Source organism: Povalibacter uvarum (assembly GCF_014202975.1).
Taxonomy (GTDB): Bacteria; Pseudomonadota; Gammaproteobacteria; order Steroidobacterales; family Steroidobacteraceae; genus Steroidobacter; species Steroidobacter uvarum.
Genome location: NZ_JACHHZ010000002.1, coordinates 1,005,844 through 1,030,760 on the forward strand (window position 1 = coordinate 1,005,844; position 24,917 = coordinate 1,030,760).

Below are 24,917 nucleotides of genomic sequence, written 5' to 3' on the forward strand. Positions count from 1 at the left end.
AATAACTTCGGCAGCCTTGACGCTGCGCGTCAAATCTGTGACAAGGAGCGCGCTGAACGCGGGCGGGAGGCTGCTATCTAGGCCGCCTTTTCGATCCGATCACGCACGCTCGAGCATGAAGTCTTCCGCGACCAAGAAAGACGCCGCCCCGGAAATCGTGAGTAACGACAGCCTGGTTCAGTCCCGTTTGCCCGCCAGAACCGGAACCGCTTCGCGGGATCCGGCTGCGGCGCCGGGCAAGACGCTCGCTGAGCTGCTGGCGACGGACGCGAATGATGCGCCGGCCTTCGATACGACCGTCATCAGCGGCGAGACGGCGCGCATGTTCAAGACGCTGCTCGGCAATCTCGACGGCATGGTCTATCGCTGCCGCGACGATGAGAACTGGACGATGGAGTTCGTCAGCGAAGGCTGCCGCCGGCTGACGGGCTACGACGCAAGCGACCTGCTGCTCAACAATCGCCTCTCGTACGAATCGCTTACGCATCCCGACGATCGCCGCCGCATCCGCGAAGAGATCACGAACGGCTTGCAGCTGCTGCAGCGCTTCGATACGGAGTACCGGATCATGCACGCCAGCGGCGAAGTGCGCTGGGTGTGGGAACGTGGCGCCGGCGTCTACAGCGAAGCCGGTGACCTGATTGCGATCGAAGGCATCATTCAGGACATCACCGAACGAAAATCCTCGAGCCAGGCGCTGCGCGAAGCCGAGCGGCGCTACTACAGCCTGTTCGAGAATGCGATCGAAGGCATTTTCCGCACGACGCTCGACGGTCAGTATCTCGATGCGAACCCGGCGCTCGCGCGAATCTACGGATTCGAATCGGCGCAGGAGCTCATCGCCAAGCTCAAGGACATTCGTCACCAGCTCTACGTGGATCCGTCGCGTCGCGACGAGTTCATGAGGCTCATCAAGGCGCGCGGCGTCGTCGCCAATTTCGAAGCGCAGATCTATCGCAAGAACGGCGAAGTGATCTGGATCTCCGAGAACGCACGCGCGGTGCACAATCCCGATGGCCACGTCATTTGCTACGAAGGCACCGTCGAAGACATTACCGAGCGCAAGCTCTACCAGGCCCGCATCGAACAGCAGGCGAACTACGATACGCTGACGGGTCTGGCGAATCGTTCGCTGCTCCACGACCGTCTGCAGCAGGCGATTCTCTCGGCCGCGAACTACGGTACACGCCTCGCGGTGGTGTTCGTCGATCTGGATCGGTTCAAGTTCATCAACGACAGTCTCGGTCATCATGTCGGCGACGAGCTTCTGCGTGCGATGGCGGAACGCCTGAAGCAAAGCGTGCGCGAGAGCGACACGGTTGCGCGGCTGGGCGGCGACGAATTCGTTCTCCTGATCAACGGGCAGCGCGATCCGGACGCAGTTGCGGTCGTGCTTGAACGCATGCTCTCTGATATTTCGCAGCCGTGGACGATTCCTCAGGGCGACTTCAACGTGACCTGCAGCATCGGTGTCGCGCTCTATCCGGACGACGGCGATACGGCGGAGACGTTGCTCAAGCATGCGGACACGGCGATGTATCGTGCGAAGGAAAAGGGCCGCAACAATTTCCAGTTCTTCACGGCCGAGCTGAACGCGCTGATCACGCAGCGTCTCGAGCTCGAGAACAAGCTGCGCCGTGCGCTCGAGCGACAGCAGTTCGAACTGCACTACCAGCCGCGCATCGATATGCAGTCACGAAAGATCGTAGCGGCAGAAGCGCTCATTCGCTGGCAGGTGTCCGAGCACGAGATCGTGCCGCCCTCGCGCTTCATTCCGATCGCCGAAGAGATCGGCTTGATTGCGCCGATCGGCAAGTGGGTACTGCGTACGGCATGCGAACAGAACAAGGCCTGGCAGGATGCCGGCATACCGCCCTTCGTCATGTCGGTGAACGTGTCGGCGCGCCAGTTTCGGCAGGAGAACTTCGTGCAGATCGTGGCCGACGTACTTCGGGAAACAGCGCTCGACGCCTGTTACCTCGAGATCGAGCTTACAGAGAGCGCCGTGATGCACGACGCGGAGCAGTTCATCGCGATGCTGGGCGAGCTGAACGATCTCGGCGTCCAGATCGCCCTCGATGACTTCGGCACCGGCTACTCGAGCCTGAGCTATCTGAAGCGCTTGCCGGTCGATCGCCTCAAAGTCGATCGCTCGTTCGTGCAGGACATCGCGACCGACGCGGATGACGCCACCATCGTCCGTACGATCGTCGCGCTGGGCCACAACCTGGGACTGAAAGTCGTCGCCGAAGGCGTCGAGAACGAGCAGCAGCTGGAGTTCCTTCGCGACAACCAGTGCGATGAACTGCAGGGCTACTACTTTGCGAAGCCGATGTCGGCGAGCGATTTCGCTCACGCCGTGTTCGGATCGACGGAGTAGAACCCGTCGTCATTCCCGCGAAAGCGGGCATCCATCCGGTCGATCAAGATGGACTCCCGCTTTCGCGGGAGTGACGGCAACGCTGCTACGGCGCGCCCAGCTCGAACTTCGCCAGCTCCCCCGACGCCGACGACGGCGCAATCCACACATGGAATTCACCGGGTTCGGCGCGCCATAGGTTGTCGAGCCCCACGAACTCCAGGTCGCGACGGGTGAGCTGGAAGCTCACCTCGCTTTCTTCGCCAGCGGCCAGCCGGATCTTGCGGAAGCCTTTCAGTTCTCGCACCGGCCGGGTCAGGCTCGCAACAGGATCGCGGATATAAAGCTGCACGAGCTCGGTTCCTTCGCGCGAACCGGCGTTCCTGATCTTCGCCTTCACCGTCAGCTGCCCATCCCAGGGCAGCGTGGTCGCCGACACTCCGGTATCCGTGTACGTGAACTTCGAGTAGCCGAGGCCATGGCCGAACGGATAGAGCGCTTCGTTGAATGTCTCGCGATACTTCGTCTTGAACTCGGGCTTCTCGATGTCCTGGACGGGGCGCCCCGTCGATCGATGGTTGTAATAGTAGGGCTGCTGCCCCGATTCATGGGGGAAGCTCACGGGCAGGCGGCCCGAAGGATTGAAATCGCCGAACAATACGTCGGTGATCGCGTTGCCGCTTTCGGAGCCCAGGAACCAGTTGAGCACGATTGCATCCGCGTTGCGCACAGCGCCATGCAACGCAAGTGCGCGACCGGTGCTGAGCAGCACGACAACCGGCTTGCCTGTCGCGGCGACGGCTTCCGCGAGCTTCTGCTGCGGTGCCGGCACGATGATGTCCGTGCGCGACTGCGCCTCGCCGCTCATGTCTTCGCCTTCGCCGATCGCGAGCAGCACGACATCGGCTTTGCGTGCGGCAGCCACAGCCGCAGCGATGCCACGCGGAATCTCTTTTTCGATCTCCGCGCCTTTGACCACGGTGACGTTCTTCACGCCAGCGAGTGCGAGGCCTTCCTTGAGCGTGATCGATTCGCTGTCCCTGCCGAAGATCGTCCACGGACCGAAGAGATTGCTCTTGTCGTCGCCGAGCGGGCCAATCAATGCGATTCGCGTGGATTTCCTCAGCGGCAGCAGGTTGCCCTCGTTTCGCAGCAATACGATCGATTCGCGCGCCGCTTCACGAGCGAGCGCCCGATGCGCGGGTGTGCCGACATCAAGCGTCTCGCGGCTGCTGTCGAGCGAGCGATAGGGATTGTCGAAGAGGCCCAGTGCCTTCTTGATCCGCAGCACCCGGCGAACGGATTCATCGACGACGGACATCGGCAACTCGCCTGACGCAACCAGTTTCGGCAGCTGGCTCGCGTAGATGCCGCTTTGCATGCTCATGTCGACACCCGCGTCGAGCGCGATCCTCGCCGCTTGACGTTCGTTGGCGGCGTAACCATGAAGGATCAATTCGTAGTCCGCTGTGTAGTCGGAAACCACGAAGCCCTTGAATCCCCACTCTCCGCGCAGCAGATCCGTCATCAGCCAGCGATTGCCGGAGGCGGGGACACCGTTGATGTCGTTGAACGAGCTCATCGTCGATAGCGCGCCGGCATCGAACGCGGCTTTGAACGGAGGCAGATGAACTTCGCGCAGCGTCTGGCTGGCGATTTCGACGCTGTTGTAGTCCATGCCGCCGCTCACTGCGCCGTAGGCAGCGAAATGCTTCGGCGTGGCGAGCACCGTGTTGTTCGCCTTCAGGTCTGATCCCTGGAAGCCGCGAACGCGTGCGGCAGCGAACAGCTTGCCGAGATACACATCTTCGCCCGCGCCTTCGGCAACGCGGCCCCAGCGCTGATCGCGTGCGATGTCGACCATAGGTGCGAACGTCCAGTGCAATCCGGACGCGGATGCTTCGATCGCGGCGACGCGCGCTGTCTTCTCCGCAAGCCCGGGATCGAAGCTCGATGCTTCTCCCAGCGGGATCGGAAAGACCGTGCGGAATCCGTGGATCACATCGGCGCCGAAGAGCAGGGGAATCTTCAGGCGCGACTCTTCGACCGCAATGCGCTGTGTGGAGCGACCCGCGGCGGCACCGTTACTGCTCATGAGCGAGCCGACGCGACCGGCACGAATCTCCGCGAGCAGTTCATCGATCTTGCGGCGATTGAACTCCGGGTTGACGCCGTCCGGCGGCGCTCGCGATTCATCGGCCAGGATGGTGAGCTGACCCGCCTTCTCCTCGATCGTCATGCGCGCGATGAGCGCCTCGATCTGCGGATCCAGGTCCTGCGCGCTCACTACTGGTACGGCTGCGAGGGCGAGGAGTGCGAAGGCAGGGCGGAAGGCTCGAAAACCCATTCAGTCGGTCTCCAGGGCATTGGCGAGCGCGTGACCATACCTGCCCCGCGCCCGCTTGGAAACCGACAGGCGGTCGCCAAGGTTCCGTTGCATGGCGCCGTCGCAGTGGTACATTGGTACCAAGTTACCGAGGTACGAATCATGACGGCCATCGCCCGAACGCAGACCGGCGTGCGCATCGAAAGCCGGATCCTCAATGTGCTCAAGGCGCTCTGTGCGCTGAAGGGCATGACACTAGGGGATCTGCTGGAGGGGATCGTCCTCCACGCCTTCGACGGCAAGAGCGCGTTCAGCGACCAGACCCTGGCGCAGATCGCCGACCTGAAGCGCATTTACGGACTGGATCTGTCCGCCGAGGACAGCCACAAGCTCGTGGAAGCCGAATCCCAGGGCAGCAGCAAAAAGGCCGGCAAGACGGCCCGGAGGGTACGACGATGAATGCAGCAGTCGAGTCACTCCACGATCGCGACGCGCAACTCCAGGCCTTCGAAGCCTGCACCTTGCCCCCTGCGCAGTTCTCGCATCGATTGCACCTGTCGTTCGGCTGGCAATATCTGCAGCGATACGGCTTTCCGGCGGGCGCCGGAGCATTCTGTGAGCGGCTCAGAGCGTACGTGACAGCCGTCGGGGCGGCGGCGAAGTATCACGAAACCATCACCTGGGCGTATCTGGCGTTGATGAACGAGGAGCGCGTGCTGCGCTCGACGCCCGGGGAGTCCTTCGATTCCATGATCCTGCGCCGACCGGACCTGCTGGACCATCGAAGCGGTGCGCTGGCTCAATGCTATTCGCTCGATCAGCTCGACGTAGATGCCGCGCGTCGTGTGTTCGTGCTGCCACGGGCGAGCTGAGTCCAACGGCGCATTGCGGGATTTGCCGATCCGCGGAGCGGGTCATCGATTACACTGCGCACCGGCATGAGGAATGTGCGCCTGTAATGTCCGAGTCCCTCGACCGGTCTGTCGAGTTGAGTGCTGGCGAATCCGAGAGACGCCAGCGCTTCGAGGCGCTGTGCCTGCCGTTCAGGACGGACCTGTACCGCTTCGTCTTCTGGCTGTGCCGCAACCGGTCGCTCACCGAGGACGTGATGCAGGAGACGCTGCTGCGTGCCTGGCGCTCCATCGGGTCGCTGGGCGAAGAGAAGGCCGTCCGGTCGTGGTTGTTCACGATCGCGCGGCGCGAGCTCGCCCGCACGTTCGAACGCAAACAGCTCGAGACCATCGACCTCGACACCGCTCTCGAATCGGGAGACGCGGCATTGATCGCGGACAGCAGCACTGAAGTGAACGATATGCGCGCCGCGCTCCTCCAGCTCGATGAGTCGTATCGCGAACCCCTGATGATGCAGGTCCTGTTCGGTTATTCCACAGAGGAGATCGCCACGCACATGGAGCTCAGCGTGCCGGCCGTGCTGACGCGGCTGTACCGGGCGCGCCACTTGCTGCGAAAGAAGATGCTGGGCGAAGCCCCGGATGAGAGTCGTGACGATGAACTGCCTTGAGTTCCGCCGGACCGTAGGCGCGGAGCCGCATTCCGCGGCGCCGGAAATTGCGCAACACGCTGCGCAGTGTCCGGCGTGCGCCCGCTACTGGCGCGAGATGCAGCAGATGGACTCGCTCATCCATCGCGCGTTCGCGATCGACGCGGATACCGTTGCGCGCCCTGATGCGTCGCGCCGGCGCGCATTGCGCTTTGGCCTGGCTGCGAGCGTGATGCTGGCCATCGCGATGGCCGTTCTCTGGATCGCGTATCCGAGAGATACGCTGGCCGAGGAAGTCGTCCAGCACGCACTGCACGAACCCGGCTCTCTGCGGACGACCCCGGATCGCGTCAGCGAAATGGAATTTGTCGATGTCCTCGCGCGATCCGGTCTGAGGTTGCGCCCCGGCTTCGACGGCCGCGTTTCCTACGCGACGAACTGTCCCTTCCGCGGCCGCGAAGTCCCGCACTTCGTCGTGCAGACATCACAGGGACCCGCGACAGTGATGCTGCTGACGGAAGAGAAGGCGGTGTGGAAGCCTCAGCATTTCGACGAGGAAGGTTTCCGCGGCGTCATCATGCCCGCACCGCGCGGCGTGCTCGCTGTGCTGGGTCAGGACGTGCCGGTGGATCAGGTGGCGCAACAGGTGCTCGCGGCAGTGGAGTATGCGCCGGCGATGCAGTGGTGAGGGTGACGGAACTCGTCATTCCCGCGAAAGCGGGAATCCACTCCGCTCCCAGCCAGATGGACTCCCGCGTTCGCGGGAGTGACGGCATCGCGCCATCTCATCACGCGGCGGCTACTTCCCCTTCACCCGCGGCCTCCCTCGCTCGATCCAGCTCGCCCACCAACTCCGCAACGGCAGGAATATTCCCGTCCCGCTCGATCATCGTCGAGACATTCGGAAAGCGTGTGAAGGCCTTGCGATACAGGTCCCACACAGCTTCCGGCACCGGTTGATCGTGCGTGTCGATGAGGTACTCGCCCTGCCGCTGGTGCCCGGCGAGATGCATCTGTCTCACGCGCTGGGCAGGGATTGCCGCGAGAAAGGTATCTGCATCGAATTCATGATTCACGCTGCTGACGTAGATGTTGTTGACGTCGAGCAGCAAGTCGCAATCGGCCTCAGCCGTCAGAGCGGCGAGAAATTCCCATTCCTGCATCTGCGAGTGCGTGTAGGTCACGTAGCTCGATACGTTCTCGAGCAGTATGCGGCGGCCCAGAAAGTCCTGAACCTGCTTCACGCGCCGCGCGACATGCAGCAATGCTTCCTCGGTGTAAGGAAGCGGCATCAGATCATGCAGGTTGACGCCATCGACAGCCGTCCAACACAAGTGATCCGAGATCCATTCGGGCTCGACACGCTGAGCCAGTGCCTTCAGGTCGCGCAGGTACTGCATATCCAGCGGATCCACGCTGCCGATCGACATCGACACTCCGTGCATCACGAGCGGATAGCGTTCGCGGAATCGATCCAGGAAGTGCAGGGGACGTCCGCCCGGCACCATGTAGTTCTCACTGATGATCTCGAACCAGTCGACCGCCGGCCGATCGCGCAGAATCTCGATGTAATGATCCGGCCGCAGCCCCAGTCCAAAACCCAGCGACGTTGTAGATGCTCTATTCGACACTGTGCTCGCGCTCCGGTCCGGAAGCGCGCGATAGCGCCTCTTCACCAACCGCTAACCGCTAACCGCCAACCGCTTCCTCCAAAGCCTACACGCTGCAGTCGAAGACTGCAGCTTCCGTAGCCCCGGCCTCGCCGGCTCAGGACTTCTTCTTCTCCGCGGCAGCCTTCGCCTTCGCCGCGTCGCACTCCGCCTTGGTCAGCGAGAGGTATCCATGTCCCTTGCAGCTGTTCTGGCCCTGACAGGAATTCTGTGCGGTCGCACAAGCCGATGTGCCCTTGCACGAATTCACACCCTCGCACTTCACCTTGGCTTCGTCGGCCGCAGCGGCGGGCAGGGTGGTGAGCGTGCCGAACAGCATGGCGGCAGCAGTCGCGATAGCGGCGCCGGAGACCTTCGTTGAATGCTTCATATGAATACCTTCCTGTATCGGATGACCAGAGAATGAAACGCAGGACGACGAAATCATCGTCCTCGCGCATCAGACCGGCCGTTGCGCCAATTCATTACATCGTGATCGATCCGTTGACGGTGCAATAAGTGCTCGAGTCCGCCGGTCTCCTGCGACAACCGACCGAGGAGAACGAAATGACGATCGCAGCACGAATGGCCTGGATCAATGCACGGACACAGCCGCTCGAACGATTCGCGCCGCTGCTCGCTCTCGTCACTCGGCTCTACGTGAGCTGGGTGTTCCTGAAGTCGGGTTGGCTCAAGCTGTCGGACTGGGACAGCACACAGTTCCTCTTCCGTGAGGAGTATCGAGTCCCGCTGTTGCCTCCGGACCTCGCCGCGGTCGTGGGAACCGCCGGGGAACTCCTGTTCCCGCTCTTGTTGATCTTCGGCATCTGCGGTCGACTGAGTGCCCTCGGCTTGCAGGCCGTCAATGTGCTTGCCGTCGTCTCGTACTCCCATGTGTTGCTGCAGGAGGGCTTCGAGGCCGCAATCGCGCAACACTACCTGTGGGGCTTCATGCTGCTGGTGCTGATGGTGTACGGGCCGGGCAGGTGGTCGATGGACGGTGTAGTCTCTGACCACCGATTCGCCACCGTGGCCAGAGAATGAACCAATACATCGGCGCCATCGACCAGGGGACCACCAGCAGCCGCTTCATCATTTTCGACGCAGCCGGTCGCGTCATCGCGTGTGCGCAGAAGGAGCATCAGCAGATCTATCCGCAGCCCGGATGGGTCGAGCACTCGCCGCTCGAGATTCTTCGCAGTACCGACGCCGTCATCGCGGAAGCGCTGGTTGCCGCCAACCTCACTGCGCGAGACATCGCATGTGTCGGGATCACGAATCAGCGCGAGACGAGCGTGCTCTGGGATCGCGAGACCGGCGAACCGCTTCACAATGCGCTCGTCTGGCAGGACACGCGTGTCGATGCGCTCGTGGCCTATTTCACTGCGCAGAGCGGCAAAGATGCATTCCGCGACCGGACAGGTTTGCCGCTCGCGAGCTATTTCAGCGGCTTGAAGCTTCGCTGGTTGCTCGACAATGTTCCTGGCGCGCGTGCGAAGGCCGAGCGCGGAGAGTTGCGCTTCGGGACGATCGACAGCTGGCTCGTATCGCATCTCACGCGCAGCCAGCACATTACGGATGTGACGAACGCGAGCCGCACGCAACTCATGAATCTTTCGTCGCTCTCGTGGGACGAGGAGATGCTGAAGGTCTTCAAGATTCCCGCGAGCGTCCTGCCGCGGATCGTTTCATCGAGCGAAGTCTACGCGGAGATCGCGCATGGTCCTCTGAAGGGTGTGCCGATCGCGGGCATTCTCGGTGACCAGCAGGCGGCGCTCGTAGGGCAGACGTGCTTCGAGGCGGGCGAGGCCAAGAATACGTATGGCACCGGCTGCTTCATGCTGATGAATACGGGCACACGGCCCGTGCCGTCCGCTGCGGGACTCGTAACGACCGTCGCCTACAAGCTGGGCCAGCAACCTGCTCACTATGCGCTCGAGGGCTCGATCGCGATCTCGGGCGCCCTGGTGCAATGGCTGCGTGACAATCTCGGGCTCATTCACCAGAGCAGCGAGATCGAACCACTCGCTGCCAGCGTCGCGGACAACGGTGACGTCTACATCGTTCCCGCGTTCTCCGGTCTCTACGCGCCGTACTGGAAAGAACATGCTCGCGGCGTGATCGCAGGACTCACGCGATACGCCACCAAGGCGCACATCGCTCGCGCAGCACTCGAAGCTACTGCTTATCAGACGCGCGATGTGCTCGCTGCCATGGAGCAGGACTCGGGCATTCGTCTCGCTGAGCTGCGCGTCGACGGCGGCATGGTCGTCAACGAGTTGCTGATGCAATTCCAGGCCGACATTCTCGACGTCACCGTCGTGCGCCCCCGCGTCACTGAAACCACCGCTCTGGGCGCCGCCTACGCCGCAGGACTGGCGACCGGTTACTGGAAGGACACGAGCGACCTCAAGCGCAACTGGGGCATCGAGCGTCGGTGGGAGCCAGCAATGGCCAAGGAGCAGCGCAGCCGCTTGTATGCCTCGTGGCAGAAGGCGGTGGCGCGGGCGGTGAATTGGGTGGAGTGAGCGATGAGCAACGAGCGATGAGCGACGAGGCAGAATGGGACGAGGCTGCTTCTGGCTCGCAGCTCGTCGCTCACCGCTCGTAGCCTGGCCTCAGTGGCGGCCGAAGGCCGCCACCGAGTAGCATACTCGTATGTTCACCGGCATCGTTCAGGGTCTCGGCCGTATCGACAGCGTCAAGCGTCTGTCGGGTCTCGTCATCTTCGACATCGAGCTGCCTGCCGGCGCGGAAGTCGGGCTGGAGATTGGCGCGAGCGTCTCGGTTGAAGGGGTGTGCCTGACGGTGACGACGACGCGCGGTCGGCGCGCGACGTTCGATGTGATGCAGGAAACGCTGACGCGCACGACGCTCGGTGAGTTGAACGACGGTGATCCGGTCAACATCGAGCGCGCAGCTCGTGACGGTGCGGAGATTGGCGGCCATCCGCTGTCAGGTCACGTGGACTGCGTGGTTCGCGTCGCGCAGGTCCAGACGCCCGAGAACAATCGCGTCCTCACACTCGAAGTTCCGGCACCGTGGATTCGCTACGTCTTCACCAAAGGCTACATCGCCCTGAACGGTGCGAGCCTGACGGTCGCGAGTGTCGACAAGCACGCGTCGACGTTCACGGTCTGGCTGATTCCGGAAACGCTCCGCATGACGACGTTCGGCGCCAGGTCGCAGGGCTCGCGCATCAACATGGAAATCGAAAGGAGCACGCAGGTAACCGTCGATACGATCCGCGATTTCCTCGAAGAACGCCTGGGTCCGCTGCTGCCGAGGTTCGAGGGGATTGCCGATGAACTCGTGGATCTTGCCGGAGAGAAAGATTTCACACGGGGATCACAGAGATCACAGAGTGCACAGAGCGAGAATGAAAGCTGAAGCTTCTCCCTTCTTTATCTTGCTAACCGCCAACCGCTAACCGCCAGTCACTTCCTCCGTGCCCTACACCGCTGCCCTTTTCGATTTCGACGGCACGCTGACGCCGTCGCTGCCTCTCTGGATCGCCGCGTACCAGTTCGCGCTAGAACGCCACGGTATCGCCGCCACCGACGAGGAGGTGCTGCGACGCTGCTTCTTTCGCGATCTGTCGGCCGTGGCCGCGGATTTCGGCGGATTCACGGTCGAGGAGTTCCAGCCGAATCTCGACGACGGTCTGAAGACCGCGTTCCTGCGAGCCGAATTGTTTCCGCAGGCGCGCCAGCTCGTTGCGCACTGTCGCGATCACGGGCTGAAGACGGCTCTCGTTACGTCATCACCGCGCTACATCGTGATCGACGTGCTCGATCGGCTGGAACTGAGTGCGCTGTTCGACTTCGTGATCTGCGGGGGCGATGTCGAGAACTACAAGCCGCATCCCGAGCCGGTGCTCGCGACGCTCACCGCTCTGCGGTGCGAGGCGGCGCAGGCGATCATGATCGGCGATTCACACGTGGATATTCTTGCGGGCAGGGCTGCCGGAACGCGCACGGCGCTGTTCCTGCCGCACGATCATCATCGGTTCCACAGCACCGAGCGCCTGCACGCATCGCAGCCGGACCACATCTTCGCGGATCACACGGAGCTGCCGGAATTGCTGGAGCTGCCGCGGATGCGGAGCTAGCGCTCCCGTCATTCCCGCGCACGCGGGAATCCATCCGGACAAAGCATGGACACCCGCTTTCGCGGGTGTGACGAACCCGGGCTTACGGCCTCTCCTGAGTCGTCCCCGCATTCCCCTCGGGCACGTCAGTGTCGCCGGAATGAAACTCCTTCTTTCCATGTGCTTCCCCGCCCGACGTGCCTGACATTCCTTCCGTGCGAAGCCACTGCACTACGAGCTTGCTGCGTGCTTCGGAAACCCCGAGCCGCTGCAGGGCGTAGTCCGTCATTTCCAGCGCGAGCTCGAGCTCTCCCATCACGACGCGATCGACACCCTGACGGATGAGGTAGTCATACTCACCCGCGCTGTGAGTGCGAACGACCACCGCGATACTCGGGTTCCGGCGTCGCGCCAGTTCGAGAATGCGCCGCGTGTAAAGACCATCCGGCGTCGCGATCACCAGCAACCGGGCCTTGTCGATGCGAGCCGCGTCGAGCACACCATGCGCAGTAGCGTTTCCGAATACGACCGTGACTTTCTGGCCGCGCAGCAGCTCGACGAGGCGGTGATTGGACTCGATCGCGACGAATTCGAGTCCCTGTGCCGCCAGCGCTTCGCCAACGACGCTGCCGACGCGACCGTATCCCACGATGATTGCGTGATCGTGCAAATGCGCGGTCGAAACCTCCGGCGGCAGCGGATCAATGGGCTTTCTCCCCAGCGACAACAGGCGCTGCACGCGAGGATGCTCGTCGATCCAGCGTGACAGGGGCGCGACCGTCGAGAACGCGAATGGGTTGAGCGTGATCGAGAGCAGGGCGCCGGCGAGGATCAGGTCACGCCCTTCGGGTGGCAACAGATTCAAGGAGACGCCCAGCGCCACCAGGATGAACGAGAACTCTCCGATCTGCGCGAGGCTGGCCGAGATCGTCAATGCGGTCCGCGACGTATAGCCGAACGCCATGACGATCACGCAGGCGGCGAGGCTCTTGCCCACGAGGATGACGAACATCACGCCGAGCAGATCCAGCGGCCGCTCGATGATCACCGAAGGATCGAACAACATGCCGACGGACACGAAGAACAGCACGGCGAACGCATCCTGCAGCGGCAGGGAATTCTCCGCGGCCTGGTGACTAAGCTCGCTCTCGGCGAGAACGACACCGCCGAAGAACGCGCCCAGCGCGAACGACACGTCGAACAATGCTGCTGATCCGTACGCGATCCCCAGCGCGATCGCGAGGACGGCGAGCGTGAAGAGTTCGCGCGAGCCCGTATTCGCGATCTGGCCGAGCAGCCACGGGACGACCCGACGGCCAACGACGAGCATGAAGGCGAAGAACATCGCCACCTTGAACGCCGTCAGCATCAGGCTCTGCACGATATCGCCAGTGCGCAGCGCTTCGCCTTGCGTCGCGGCGGCGAGTGCGGGGAGAAACACCAGAGCCAGCACCATCGCGAGGTCTTCGACGACCAGCCAGCCGACGGCAATGCGACCATCCTGGGTATCGAGTTCCTGTCGCTGTTCGAGCGCGCGCAACAGCACGACAGTACTGGCGACTGACATGGCGAGGCCGAAAACCAGACCCGCGGCGATGTTCCATCCCCACCACCACGCGAGCGCGGCGCCGATTGCCGTTGCGACTGCGATCTGTGCGACAGCACCGGGCAGAGCGATCTTCCGGACCTGCTTCAACGTATCGAGCGAGAAATGCAGGCCGACGCCGAACATCAGCAGGATCACGCCGATCTCAGCGAGCTCCGATGCGAGTGAAGCGTCAGCGACGAACCCGGGCGTGAAGGGGCCGACGGCAATACCCGCCACCAGATAGCCAAGAAGCGGCGGCAGCCGCAGGCGTGCGGCAATGAAGCCGAGCAGCATGGCTGTCGCGAAGCCGACAGCGATCAGTGCAAGCAGTTTGGTTTCGTGGGGCATCGGGCAGATCCGGTTCCTGCCGGATCATTGCCCGAAGAGCGCCGTTCGCACAACACGCCGGACGTCCGGCGTGGACTGCGATTGCTACGGACGTACTACTCGCCGCTCGCCCGCGCCAGGGGAGGAAGGTCGTCGTGGCGTCGGACTGCCGGTGCCGGCGTTGCGATGCGTACGGGTGCACGCGACGCAGGAGCAGCGAAGGCCCGGTTACGGTCATCATTGTGGCCCGTGCGGAAGAAGGCGATCTGGGAAACGAGCGCCTGGGCCTGCTGCTCGATCGACTTGCTGGTTGCCGTCGATTCCTCGACCAGCGCGGCATTCTGCTGCGTCATGGTGTCCATCTGGGTGACCGCGTTGTTCACCTGCTCGATGCCGGCTGCCTGCTCTTCGCTGGCCGCAGTGATTTCAGCCACGATGTCAGCGACCTTCCGGACGCTCGTGATGATGTCCGTCAGCGCCTTGCCGGACTGATCCACGAGATCGGAGCCATCGCGCACCTTGTCGACGGATTCGGTGATGAGGCCCTTGATCTCCTTGGCTGCCGTGGCAGAGCGCTGTGCCAGGTTGCGAACTTCGCTGGCGACGACCGCGAAGCCGCGGCCCTGTTCGCCCGCGCGAGCCGCTTCGACAGCGGCATTCAGCGCCAGCAGGTTCGTCTGAAAGGCGATCTCGTCGATGACGCCGATGATGTCGGCGATCTTGTTGCTGGACGAATTGATCTCGGTCATCGCGTTCACGGCACGCTGCACGATCTGTCCGCCGTTCTCGGCCTGCGAGCGCATCTCGGTCACGCGCTGTGCCGTCTGGCGTGCATTGTCGGCGTTCTGTTTCACCGTGATCGTCATCTCTTCCATGCTCGCCGCGGTCTCTTCGAGAGCGGACGCCTGCTCCTGCGTGCGCTGACTCAGATCGTCGTTGCCCTGGCTGAGCTGCGAAGTTCCGCTGCGCACCGAGTTGGCCGCGCGACGGACCTGGGAAACGATGTCGAGCAGATGATCGCGCATGCTGCGCATCGTCGCGATCAGGCTGGAATCGTCGTTGGCGCGCGATTCGATCCGCACATCGAGCTGGCCGGCCGCGATGCTGCGTGCGATCTCCGCTGCGTAGTGAGGTTCGCCTCCCAGCTGCAGGACGAGGCTGCGGGTGATGAGCCAGGCGGCGACGCTGCCCGTGACCAGCGCGAGCAGGCTGAGCAGGATCAGCATGAAGCTGCCGGATCGGTATTCCTCGGCGGAGACCTTGCTGTCGTCTTCCACGACTTTCGCTTCGAACTCGATCAGCTTGTCGAGTGCCTCGATGTTCGCGATCTGCAGCGGCCGGGCATCTTCGAGTAGCACGGTCCGGGCGGAGGCCATGTCGCCGGACTCCACCAGCGAGAGAAACCGGTGTTCGCTCGGCAGATAAGCGGCTCTTGCATCGAGCACTTCCTGCAGATGGGCCTTGCCCTCCGCCAGCGTGATGGACGCCTGCAGCTTCTCCATCGCTTCCTTGCGCTTCAGCTCGTCTTCGTGAATGGCGTCGAGCTGCGCGCGAATTTCGCTGGGATCGCTGAGCAACAGGATGTTGCGCATCTTGAGGCCCGTGTCCTGCAGGTGGGTTTGCCACTCATACGAGGTCACGAGATTCGGAACGCGGTGATCGGCGAGCGTATCGACCGCTGTGTGCAGGCCCGCGAGCCTGAAAATGCCCAGGCCCGCAATCGCTGCGAGCAGCAGCAGCACGAGACCGAAGCCCAGGCCAAGCCGCGTGCTGACCTTCATCTGCGAATGAACCATGATCGCCCTCGGATGATCGATGTAATGAAATGACCGGCCACGGTGACCGATCGACATCGAATTTCCGGTGGCGCTTGGCCTTGCCGATGCCTCATGCCCTTATCGGCGTTCGCCTTACACGCTTGAGCAGTGATTTGTGAGGACGATCACGATTCCGGGCGCGGACCTGCCCGTGTGTGAGGGTGATGCATCGCCAGGCGAACGACTCTTGTTGTGGGTCCGGCTTTAGCCGGACGTAACCGCCGCAGGCGGTGCCTCGCTGACGCGAGGAAGCTGCCTTCGGCATTACGTCCGGCTGAAGCCGGACCCACAACAAGATGGGCTTCTGCTAGCGGGTGACGCTCAGCACCGTCAGCTGCGCCACACCTCCTCCTGGCGTCGGCCAATCGATGGACTGCGCCGGACTCATGCCGATCAACGCGGCACCGATCGGCGTCAGGATCGAGATCCGGTTGCTGTCGATGTCGGCTTCGCGCGGATAGACGAGCGTCACCGTGTGCGTGCGGTTCGTCGCTGCGTCGCTGTAAGTCACCTGCGATCCCATGCGAACGACGTGCGGTGCGCACGCTTCGTCCGGTACGAGATGCGCCCGGCTCAGTTCTTCCACCAGATAGCCGGCGACGGGAACATCGCGTTCGAACGCTTGCTCCGCGATCCGCAACAGGCGTTCGTGTTCGCTGGCAGGAATGACGATGCGCGGACGCGCGGGCGGCTTGTCGGTGCGGCGAATAGGCATGATGTCTGACTCCAAAGGCAGTTCGCGTCGAAATGACGCAGAGCCCGCAGGCATCCATCGGGACGCGCGGGGATCGTGATCTGTGGGGAAAGCCCGGTGGTGTCCCCGGGCAAAGAGCGAACGAACGCTATGCCCGGGGTGCGATGCCCTGGATCAGGTGACCCGCGTGGTGCAGGCCTCGTGCGAAAGTGAAATGCGCGTTCATGATCCAGAGCATTGCGAATGCACGCGGGTAAATCAAGCCAGGAACCTTCGCCGAACGATCTGGCGATGCGTTGGTGCGCTGCCGCGATGCTTCAGAAGCCCTTCATTCAGGCAATGTCTGATGCCTGTTTCTGCAGGCTTTCGTCGAGTTTCCCAAGCTGAGAAACGTGTCACGCGCTCATCGCCGCAGCCGTGAATTCCAGCCTTTCGCCGCAGGTGCACGCCGGGCATTGTTCGGGGTGCAATTGCAACGAGGGCCCGCAACGGGCTGGGTCGTGGTCACAGAAGCAGCACATCACGAGGAGAGTCGTTTACCGCGCGGCGCCGGCCCGCTGCTCGGTGCCTCGGCCGTGCTTGTGATCGGCTTCTTCGTCGCCGCAACGCTCGCCGCGGATCCCTCGACCAAAAATATCCTCGATTGCACTCACTGGACGATTGCGTACTGTACAGCGGCGATCGCGGCGTGGATGGGCGTGCGGACATCGACGCCTGCCGACAGACCGGCCCGTCGTTGGTTCGCCATCGGCCTCACGCTGTCCGCGATGGGTCAGATCGTCTACAACTTCTTCGACTACATGAGCCGCGATCTCGCCCGTGAGGTGATGGATGCGCTCTTCCTGAGTTTCGGTGTGTGCTGCGTGCTCGGGCTGATGTCGGTCCTGCGGCAGCATCGCAAGTTCAACCGCCGCCAGTTCCTGCTCGACGTGATCTCTCTGGCGCTGGGCGTGCTCATCCTCACGCTCTCGCTGTATCTGCCCCGCCGCGGCAGCACCGACATGCTGCAGCTGGTTGTGACGATCTTCTATCCCGTCTGTTTCCTCACGCCGTTCTGCATGGGGCTCGTGCTTGCACCGACGCTGCGCATCCGCCTCGACCGGAGCTGGATGATCTTCCTCGGCGGGCTGCTCACGAACGGTGTGGCCTGGATGATCTGGAATGCGTCGATCATCGCGGAGATCCTCCCGCTCGGCGCCAGCGTCAATGTCGTGTTTTCGCTGGTCACGCTGCTGATCGGTTACGCCGCCGCAACATGGCGAACGGAACGTCGCAGCGACGTCGCCTGGCACCGTACGTGCGAAGCGTTCCTGCGGCTCATCCCGCTCGTCGTCGTGGGCTCGACGGTGGTTGGCGTCGTGTTCACGTGGACGCTGCCGAGCGTACCGGATGCTGTACAGATGGTCGTAGTTGGCGGCGGCGCTCTCATCGTGCTCCTGGCCGTGGCGCGACAGAACCTGCTGCTGGTCGAGCACGACCGGCTGGTCGTAGTCGAACAGGCGCTCAGTGCCCGCACTCTCGAGCTGGAGGCCAGCAACGCGACGCTGGAAGGCACCAACCGGCAACTCGTCGAAGCCACCGGGCGTGCAAACGAGCTCGCGCATGCAGCGCAGGCCGCGAGCCGCGCGAAGAGCGAGTTCCTCGCCAATATGAGTCACGAGATCCGCACACCGATGAACGGCGTCATCGGGATGACGGATCTGCTGCTGGACAGCTCGCTCGATCAGCGCCAGCGCGAACACGCACAGACCATTCGCAACAGTGCCGGTGCGCTGCTGACGATCATCAACGAGATTCTGGATTTCTCGAAGATCGAAGCCGGCAAGCTCGAGGTGGAGAAGGTTCCTCTGGCGCTGCTGGACTTGCTCGCCGATGTCGAGCGGCTCATGAGCCTTCAGGCCGCGAACAAGGGATTGTCGTTCCGACTGGAGTTCGCAGCGGGCATTCCTGCGCACGTTCGCGGCGATCCGGTGCGTCTGCGCCAGGTACTGCTGAATCTCTGCGGCAACGCGATCAAATTCACGAATGCTGGCAGCGTCGAGCTGAAAGCGACTCTTCTGCAGTCCAATACCGATGATGCCCTGCTGCGCATTTCCGTGAAGGACACTGGAGTGGGTATTCCGAGTGATCGTCTGCACCTGCTGTTCGAGCCATTCACTCAGGTCGATGCATCGACGACGCGTCGTTACGGCGGTACGGGCCTGGGATTGTCGATCGTGAAGCGGCTCGTCGAGTTGATGGGCGGCGAAGTCGGTGTCGAGAGCGAGCCGGGCAAGGGCTCGACGTTCTGGTTCACGGTGCGCATGCCGATCGAAGAGTCGAAACCCGCGCAGCCGAAATCGCTGCCGGCACGAAGTGCTCCTGAGCGGGGACATGCTCGAATCCTGCTCGCGGAAGACAACCTGGTGAACGAGAAAGTCGCGCTGCGCACGCTGGAAAGGCTGGGCTACAGCGCTCATGCGGTTCGCAACGGGATGGATGCAGTCGCTGCGTGGGCGTCCGGCAGCTTCGAGCTGATCCTCATGGACTGCCAGATGCCCGAGCTCGATGGCTACGAAGCCACTCGCGAGATCCGTAGACGCGAAGCCGGCAGAACGCACATTCCGATCGTCGCGCTCACCGCGAATGCAATGAAGGACGACGACCGCAAGTGCATCGAGGCGGGCATGGACGACTACCTCACCAAGCCGCTCGATCGGAATCTGCTCTCGCAGTGTCTGCAGCGGCATCTGTCGGAGAGCGGTCACGTGCGCGCGACGGTCAGCGGCTGACCCAAGCCACTGGCAGCACGGATGCCGTCATTCCCGCGCACGCGCGAATCCATTCCGGATAAGCCTGATGCACGTGGAGCACAAGACGGCAGGCGCGACAGCATCCGTCGCCGTAGCCTGATGATCGCCGGTCGCAGCACGATCGGTTGATTCGCAACGACTGGAGACGGTCTCCCGGTAGACTGTTCCGATCTCCATGCGGACACTCGCCATGCGAACTCTTCGATTGGCCGGATCGATGCTCATCCTGTTAGGCACACAGTCGTGCACGTCGGGTGCTCCACGCGAAGCGACGCGTGAGTGCGAGTTCTGTCCGGAGATGGTCGTGGTGCCGCACGGCGTGGGAATCGTAGGGGCGAGTGCGACCGATCGCTTCCGCAACCCGGATGAGCTGCCCGAGCGCCGATTTCAGATCAGCGAAAGCTTCGCGGTGAGTCGATACGAAGTCACACGTGCGCAATACGAGGCGTTCGTCCGTGCGACGGGTCAGGAGATTCGCGGCGAGTGTCTCACCGATCGCGCCGAACGCGGCAAATGGGTGATGGATGAGACTACTACCTTTCGCGACCCCGGCTTTTCGCAGACAGATGACCATCCCGCGGCATGCGTGAACTGGGATGAGGCCAAGGCGTACATCGCGTGGCTGAATACCCGGACACAAGGCGGCTACCGGATGCTGACGGAGGTCGAGTGGGAATACCTCGCGCGAGCTGGCACGACTCGGAACGACATCTATCCATGGGGAAACGAGGAGTCCCAGGGCTGCGATTCCGCGAATGGATTCGATCAGACCACGTTGACCAAGTACGCCGGCATCGACACCTCCGGTTACAAGACGTTCGATCCGCTCAGCTGCAGGGATGGATGGTTGAACACGGCGCCCGTTGGTTCGCTCGCCGCGAACGCCTTCGGTGTCTACGACCTGATCGGAAACGTGGCCGAGTGGGTAGAGGACTGCACCACACCGTCCCATGAATCGTTGTCCGAGTCGGGTGCGCCGCCTGCGATCGAAGGTGCCTGCGCACGGCGCGTCACGAAAGGAGGTTCATGGGGAACACTGGCGCACAATCTGCGCATCGCAGAGCGAATTCCCTATCCCGCAACCCATCGCGACGACTCGATCGGAATTCGCGTCGCCAGAACGTTGCGATGAGCGATCTGGCGTACAGTCAGGCGCTCAGTGATCACGTTGCGGACCCTGTGGCGTCACATCCTTGAGCTTCCGGATGATCGGCTGAATGAACGGCCGGAAGATCCATCGCAACAGCCAGCCGGGCAGAAACCGGCCGCGTTCCTCGAGGGCGACGCGGGCGCGAGGATGATCCAGCAATCGCGGCATCAGTGGCACGTAACCGCGATCGTCGACGCGCAGCTCGAAGCCGGCGAGGTGCTTCGCACTCTTGTAGCCGTAGTGCGCCGGTGCGATGAGTCTGATCGGTGCGCCGTGCTCGATGCTGAGCGGCTGATCGTTGAGACGATCCGCGATGAGCACTTCAGTTGCCAGCAGATCGGAGAGCGGCAGCGCCGTCCGATAACCGTCCTGGCAACGCAGCACGACTAACCCGATTTTCGCCGAGTTCGTCAGGCGTGGGACAACCCATTTCTCCCAGACATCCTTGAAGAGAAATCCCGTCCACTTCAGATCACGGTGACTCCATCCCGCCGCGCAATGGAAGTCCGAGGTAAGGCTCACTCGCGGCAACGTGGCGAGCTCTGCCGCAGTCAGTACGATGCCTTGGTCAATCGCACCGGCAATCGAGAGTCGAATCTCCTGCTTGATCGGTCGCATCGCGAAGACCGCACCCCCGAAACGGGGGAACTCGTCGATCGCGCGTTGTCCGGGAGGCAGCGGTCGGTTCGTCGATGCATCGTGAATCGCTTGCATGGAAGCAGACTGCATGACCACAGCGGGTTCCTCAACTCGAGGAAATCAGTGAAACAGCAGAAGGAAGTGAAAGGAGTGAATCGTGCGAAACGGCGCAGAGGACGCGGAGACCGGTCTGATGGCGTCAGGACATGACCATGAGCGTGTACGCAATCCCCGCGACGTACAGCGTCCCGAACACATGCTTGTTGTACCGCGCGAGCCATAGCGGCAGATAGATATCGAAGTTGTCGCGACGATCGGAGGTGTAACGAGCCGCGATCGCCGTGAGCGGGCAACGCATTCCGTTGAATGCGAGGACCAGAACCTCGATGAAGACAAAGCCGATCAGCGCCCAGGCAGCGCGCAAACGCAGGTGCGCGAACACAGGAATCGCAATGATGGATCCCGCGAACACTGCCCATGCAGCCGTGTGAACCAGCTTCACGCGGCGTAGCTGGCGCAGCGCGGTTGAGTCGTCCCGGATCGTCATTTTCAATTGTCAGACATATAAAAACATGCGAACGTTGGCCGATCTGCTGGCTTGGCCGGGGGCGTTCGGGAATGAAAGCGTGGATCATGGGTGCGGCGTTCGCAATGGGCGCCGCCATTTCGCTCGCGCAGCCGCAGACCTGGATGCCAGACAACGGCGACGGCACGTTCACGAACCCGATCTTCTACGACGAGTTCTCCGATCCGGACATGATCCGCGTCGGGGACTATTTCTATCTCACCGGCACCACGATGCATTCGATGCCGGGCCTTCCGGTGCTGCGCTCCAGGGACCTCGTCAACTGGGAGTTCGTGTCCTACGCAGTGCAGGCGCTCGATCTCGGGCCCGCGTTCCGTCTCGAGGACGGCAAGAACATCTACGGCCAGGGCCAGTGGGCGCCGTCCTTCCGCTACCACAAGGGGACGTTCTACATCTTCAGCAACGTGAACCGCGAGATGACGCAGTTCTACACGGCAACGAATCCCGCCGGGCCGTGGCAGCACAAGTCGATGAAGCGATCGCTGCACGATCTGTCGGTGCTGTTCGATGACGACGGCAAGGCGTACGCGATCTGGGGTTATCGCTCGATCCAGTTCGCGCGGCTCACGGATGATCTGACCGACATCGTTCCGGGAACGCAGCGCGAGATCATTCCTGAGAACGCGGGCATGGGCGAAGGCGTGCACTTCTACAAGATCGACGGCAAGTACTTCATCATCAGCGCATGGTACGACCAGCGCATGCGCATGCCCGCCGCGCGTGCCGATCGGCCCGAAGGGCCGTACGAAGTGAACCAGGCCATCAGCATCGACGAGGATTTCGGGCTCGCGCAGGGTTATCGCCTTGCGGACATGAGAGGCACGAAGCCGCCGTACGACATTCGCCCTGGTGATCCGCATGCGACCGGAAAGCTTTCGCTGCATCAGGGGGGCATCATCCAGACGCCGCTCGGCGAGTGGTGGGGCTATTCGATGATCGACTACAACTCGGTCGGTCGCCTGACGTCGCTCTCGCCGATCACGTGGAAAGAAGGCTGGCCCTACTTCGGATTGCCCGGAAACCTCACGCGCACACCGCGTACATGGGTAAAGCCAAGAACCAGCGAGCCGCAGCCGATCAGCGTTCCCTACGTGCGCAACGACGACTTCTCGGGCGCGTCGCTGCCTCCGATCTGGCAGTGGAATCACGTGCCCGTGAACGATGCCTGGTCGCTGAGTGAGCGCAAGGGACACCTGCGCCTCAAGTCGTTGCCGGCGACGAGCCTGTGGGATGCGCGCAATACGCTGACGCAGCGCTCGATCGGTCCGATCTCATCGCCGAGCACGATTCTCGACACGTCATCAATGAAGGACGGCGACGTCGCCGGGCTCGCGCTGTTCAACCGGCCTTATGCGTGGATCGGCGTCGAGCGTACGAGGGGCAAGACCAGTCTCGTGCAGTTCGATGAGCAGACCAATCGCAGCTCGCGAATCGATCTTCCGGCGTCGCGAGTGTGGCTGCGTGCGGATTGCGACTTCCTGAAGGAGAAGGCGACGTTCTCCTACTCGATCGACGGCAAGGTATTCCGGCCGTTCGGCGAGCCGCTCACGCTCGTGTTCCAGCTCATGACGTTCCAGGGCGTGCGCTATGCCTTGTTCAACTACAACACATCGGGTCAGCGAGGCGGCGCAGCGGACTTCGATGCGTTCACGGTCGATCAACCGTTCCCGCGTGGATTGATGCGTCCGATTCCATACGCCAAGCGAGTCCGCTTCACAGCGCACGATCGCAAGTACGGGCTGAGTGCGACGGCCGGCGGACTCGCCGCAGGCTCGCCTACAGCATTCGATGTGATCGACATGAAACTCGGCCGAGTCGCGCTCAAATCAGAACATGGCTTTGTCAGTGTCGGCAGCAACACCGACGTGCTGATGATGGAGGGTTCTCCTGGCGATGCGGAGACATTCCAGTGGATCGAAACGCCGACCGGTGAACTGGTGCTGATGTCGCTGCGAACGCATCGGTTCCTGCGCATCGATCCGAAGTCGCAACGCCTGACGGCGGATAGCCAGACGCCGCTGCCGGATAACAGCGACGGGGTAAGGTTTGAGTGGGTGGAGGAGTGAATGCCAGCCGCGCGTCACTCCCGCGCAAGCGGGAGTCCATGCCTTGTTCCGGATGGATTCCCGCGTCCGCGGGAATGACGGATGAGCTGCCCCTCAGAACGTCACCGTGAACCCCAGCGAAATCGTATCCAGGTCCGCCTGATCCAGCTCCGCATAGTTCACATCGAACGCCCGCTGATACTCGAGCCGTAGCGCGTAGATGTCCGCGAATCTGTAAGCGGCACCCGCTCCGAGCATGTAGGTCGTGTCGGATTGACTCACGTTGAAGAGCTGATCGTCGTCGATCCATCGCCGCAGCTTGCTGCTCAGATATGCGAAGGACGCGCGGCCGTAGAGCTCGAAGCGATAGCCCACGGGCAGAATCGCCAGCGCCGATATCTGCATGCCACGCGACTCGGCCGCAACTTTGTACCGGAATGTTCGAGGAGGCGTACCAGGCGGATCGTAAGCAAAGTTACCCGTGCTCTGTTCGTGATAGACGAACTCGCCCATGTCGACGAAGCCGCCTTCGAGAGCCCAGTGGTCCGTGAAGCGATATCCGCCGAAGAAGCCATAGACGGCGTCCTTCGTGTCCAGTCCGGAGTCGAACTCGGTTCGAACAAAGAGATACTCGTCGTAGAACTCTTGTGTGTCTTCGTCGAACACACCGATGTCCAGAGCGCTGCTTCCCTGACCGTAGTAGGCTCCGATATAGAAGCCAGGCTCAGCCGCGGACGCCAGTCCTGGCATTCCCAGCAGCACTGCGCAGATCGCGCCGGCACGGCTCCATCGCCCGATGTTCCGGATCATGAGTACGCCTTCCCGGTTGAGCTCGGGCCCAATGGTAGGCGCAGTGGCCGGCCAATGCATGCCGTTGTCGTTTCAACCGTGACGGTGTCATTGATGTGCCCCTCAGAACGGCAAAGGGCGCAGGTCAGGCTCGACCCAGGAACGACGCGCCGACACTGAGAACAGCAGCGATCGCGACCAGTGCGTCAGCAGCCAGTCCGAGCGGCCATACTCGGCGTGAAGCATTTCCCGCAGCGATTCGTGCAACGGCTTTGTCGGTCTCGCTGCAAGCCACGCACGTGCCGCGCGAAGTGAGGCGAGCGTGATCGTCTCGTGATACCCGGTCGTATCCGTGTTGGCGACGCCCGTCGCTTCGTTGTAGCGCCGGATCAGGTCCGGCATGTCGTGCAAGGCGTCGAGGCTCGGATGCCGAAGGATCCAGAAGGCCGCGGCGAAGTGCCCGGCGTGGGTCCATTCCGATTTCGGCAACGTACGCTCGTAGAACGCGCGGCCGTGGGCATCGATATCAGCATCGCAGTCGAAAGATTTCATGATGAGCTCCTGT

The 24,917-nt window shown here is 62.5% G+C and carries 22 protein-coding genes; 12 read left to right on the forward strand and 10 right to left on the reverse strand.

The features are described 5' to 3' along the window. The first annotated feature begins 115 nt into the window (after positions 1–115). The gene (locus HNQ60_RS10670) at positions 116–2,380 is read left to right on the forward strand and encodes a putative bifunctional diguanylate cyclase/phosphodiesterase (RefSeq protein WP_221304126.1); all 2,265 of its coding nucleotides are present in this window, start codon (positions 116–118) and stop codon (positions 2,378–2,380) included. 85 nt (positions 2,381–2,465) lie between these two features. On the opposite strand, the gene bglX is transcribed toward HNQ60_RS10670, so the two are convergent. Then, positions 2,466–4,706, reverse strand: a complete 2,241-nt coding sequence (gene bglX / locus HNQ60_RS10675; protein WP_184331459.1) for a beta-glucosidase BglX — start codon at positions 4,704–4,706, stop codon at positions 2,466–2,468. A gap of 141 nt (positions 4,707–4,847) precedes the next feature. Here bglX and HNQ60_RS10680 point away from each other — a divergent pair, with 141 nt between their 5' ends. The 4 genes from HNQ60_RS10680 (at position 4,848) to HNQ60_RS10695 (ending at position 6,874) form a co-directional block, all read left to right on the forward strand. Continuing rightward, the gene (locus tag HNQ60_RS10680) at positions 4,848–5,144 is read left to right on the forward strand and encodes a hypothetical protein (RefSeq protein WP_184331461.1); all 297 of its coding nucleotides are present in this window, start codon (positions 4,848–4,850) and stop codon (positions 5,142–5,144) included. Next, positions 5,141–5,557, forward strand: coding sequence for a hypothetical protein (locus HNQ60_RS10685; protein ID WP_184331463.1), 417 nt, complete (start codon positions 5,141–5,143; stop codon positions 5,555–5,557). Before HNQ60_RS10680 ends, HNQ60_RS10685 begins: the two co-directional genes overlap by 4 nt. Before the next feature lie 86 nt (positions 5,558–5,643). Further along, positions 5,644–6,207, forward strand: a complete 564-nt coding sequence (locus tag HNQ60_RS10690) for a sigma-70 family RNA polymerase sigma factor (protein WP_184331465.1) — start codon at positions 5,644–5,646, stop codon at positions 6,205–6,207. Then, entirely contained in the window at positions 6,194–6,874 is a 681-nt protein-coding gene (locus HNQ60_RS10695; RefSeq protein WP_184331467.1) for a DUF3379 family protein, read from the forward strand. The genes HNQ60_RS10690 and HNQ60_RS10695 overlap by 14 nt, the downstream gene beginning before the upstream one ends. Positions 6,875–6,974: 100 nt before the next feature. Here the strand turns inward: HNQ60_RS10695 and bufB are convergent, their stop codons facing one another. Both bufB and bufA2 read right to left on the reverse strand, forming a co-directional pair. Next, positions 6,975–7,817: an MNIO family bufferin maturase gene (gene bufB, locus HNQ60_RS10700; RefSeq protein WP_184331469.1), complete on the reverse strand. Its 843-nt coding sequence runs from the start codon at positions 7,815–7,817 to the stop codon at positions 6,975–6,977. 136 nt (positions 7,818–7,953) lie between these two features. Continuing rightward, positions 7,954–8,226: a BufA2 family periplasmic bufferin-type metallophore gene (bufA2, locus tag HNQ60_RS10705; protein ID WP_184331471.1), complete on the reverse strand. Its 273-nt coding sequence runs from the start codon at positions 8,224–8,226 to the stop codon at positions 7,954–7,956. Between the two features lie 176 nt (positions 8,227–8,402). Between bufA2 and HNQ60_RS10710 the strand changes: the two genes are divergently transcribed. From HNQ60_RS10710 to HNQ60_RS10725, 4 genes are all read left to right on the forward strand, one after another. Beyond that, positions 8,403–8,879: a DoxX family protein gene (locus tag HNQ60_RS10710; RefSeq protein WP_184331474.1), complete on the forward strand. Its 477-nt coding sequence runs from the start codon at positions 8,403–8,405 to the stop codon at positions 8,877–8,879. Beyond that, positions 8,876–10,363 carry a glycerol kinase GlpK gene (gene glpK / locus HNQ60_RS10715; RefSeq protein WP_184331476.1) on the forward strand — a complete coding sequence of 496 codons (1,488 nt, stop codon included), beginning with the start codon at positions 8,876–8,878 and terminating at the stop codon, positions 10,361–10,363. The genes HNQ60_RS10710 and glpK overlap by 4 nt, the downstream gene beginning before the upstream one ends. A 130-nt stretch (positions 10,364–10,493) precedes the next feature. Beyond that, positions 10,494–11,225 carry a riboflavin synthase subunit alpha gene (locus HNQ60_RS10720; protein ID WP_184331478.1) on the forward strand — a complete coding sequence of 244 codons (732 nt, stop codon included), beginning with the start codon at positions 10,494–10,496 and terminating at the stop codon, positions 11,223–11,225. Between the two features lie 58 nt (positions 11,226–11,283). Continuing rightward, positions 11,284–11,946: an HAD family hydrolase gene (locus HNQ60_RS10725; RefSeq protein WP_184331480.1), complete on the forward strand. Its 663-nt coding sequence runs from the start codon at positions 11,284–11,286 to the stop codon at positions 11,944–11,946. 82 nt (positions 11,947–12,028) lie between these two features. On the opposite strand, the gene ybaL is transcribed toward HNQ60_RS10725, so the two are convergent. The 3 genes from ybaL to rnk form a co-directional block, all read right to left on the reverse strand. Continuing rightward, a complete protein-coding gene (gene ybaL, locus HNQ60_RS10730) occupies positions 12,029–13,861 on the reverse strand; it encodes a YbaL family putative K(+) efflux transporter (protein WP_184331482.1) in 1,833 nt (610 codons plus the stop codon). Between the two features lie 95 nt (positions 13,862–13,956). After that, on the reverse strand, positions 13,957–15,693 hold the full coding sequence (locus tag HNQ60_RS27865; protein ID WP_184331484.1) for a methyl-accepting chemotaxis protein: 1,737 nt from the start codon (positions 15,691–15,693) through the stop codon (positions 13,957–13,959). 271 nt (positions 15,694–15,964) lie between these two features. Next, positions 15,965–16,372 (reverse strand): nucleoside diphosphate kinase regulator, encoded by a 408-nt coding sequence (gene rnk, locus HNQ60_RS10740; RefSeq protein ID WP_184331485.1) that lies wholly within the window; start codon positions 16,370–16,372, stop codon positions 15,965–15,967. 479 nt (positions 16,373–16,851) lie between these two features. Here rnk and HNQ60_RS28085 point away from each other — a divergent pair, with 479 nt between their 5' ends. Both HNQ60_RS28085 and HNQ60_RS10750 read left to right on the forward strand, forming a co-directional pair. Then, a complete protein-coding gene (locus tag HNQ60_RS28085) occupies positions 16,852–19,122 on the forward strand; it encodes an ATP-binding protein (protein WP_184331487.1) in 2,271 nt (756 codons plus the stop codon). Between the two features lie 211 nt (positions 19,123–19,333). Next, positions 19,334–20,275, forward strand: coding sequence for a formylglycine-generating enzyme family protein (locus HNQ60_RS10750; protein WP_184331489.1), 942 nt, complete (start codon positions 19,334–19,336; stop codon positions 20,273–20,275). A gap of 24 nt (positions 20,276–20,299) precedes the next feature. Here the strand turns inward: HNQ60_RS10750 and HNQ60_RS10755 are convergent, their stop codons facing one another. Together HNQ60_RS10755 and HNQ60_RS10760 are read right to left on the reverse strand one after the other, a co-directional pair. Further along, positions 20,300–21,022 carry a molybdopterin-dependent oxidoreductase gene (locus HNQ60_RS10755; RefSeq protein ID WP_184331491.1) on the reverse strand — a complete coding sequence of 241 codons (723 nt, stop codon included), beginning with the start codon at positions 21,020–21,022 and terminating at the stop codon, positions 20,300–20,302. A gap of 109 nt (positions 21,023–21,131) precedes the next feature. Further along, a complete protein-coding gene (locus tag HNQ60_RS10760) occupies positions 21,132–21,479 on the reverse strand; it encodes a hypothetical protein (protein ID WP_184331493.1) in 348 nt (115 codons plus the stop codon). Between the two features lie 71 nt (positions 21,480–21,550). On the opposite strand from HNQ60_RS10760, the gene HNQ60_RS10765 reads away from it, so the two are divergent. Beyond that, on the forward strand, positions 21,551–23,584 hold the full coding sequence (locus tag HNQ60_RS10765; RefSeq protein ID WP_221304127.1) for a glycoside hydrolase family 43 protein: 2,034 nt from the start codon (positions 21,551–21,553) through the stop codon (positions 23,582–23,584). A 93-nt stretch (positions 23,585–23,677) separates the two neighbouring features. On the opposite strand, the gene HNQ60_RS10770 is transcribed toward HNQ60_RS10765, so the two are convergent. Next, entirely contained in the window at positions 23,678–24,373 is a 696-nt protein-coding gene (locus HNQ60_RS10770) for an outer membrane beta-barrel protein (protein ID WP_184331495.1), read from the reverse strand. Positions 24,374–24,475: 102 nt separating this feature from the next. Further along, positions 24,476–24,904 (reverse strand): hypothetical protein, encoded by a 429-nt coding sequence (locus tag HNQ60_RS10775; RefSeq protein ID WP_184331497.1) that lies wholly within the window; start codon positions 24,902–24,904, stop codon positions 24,476–24,478. Positions 24,905–24,917: the final 13 nt, after the last annotated feature.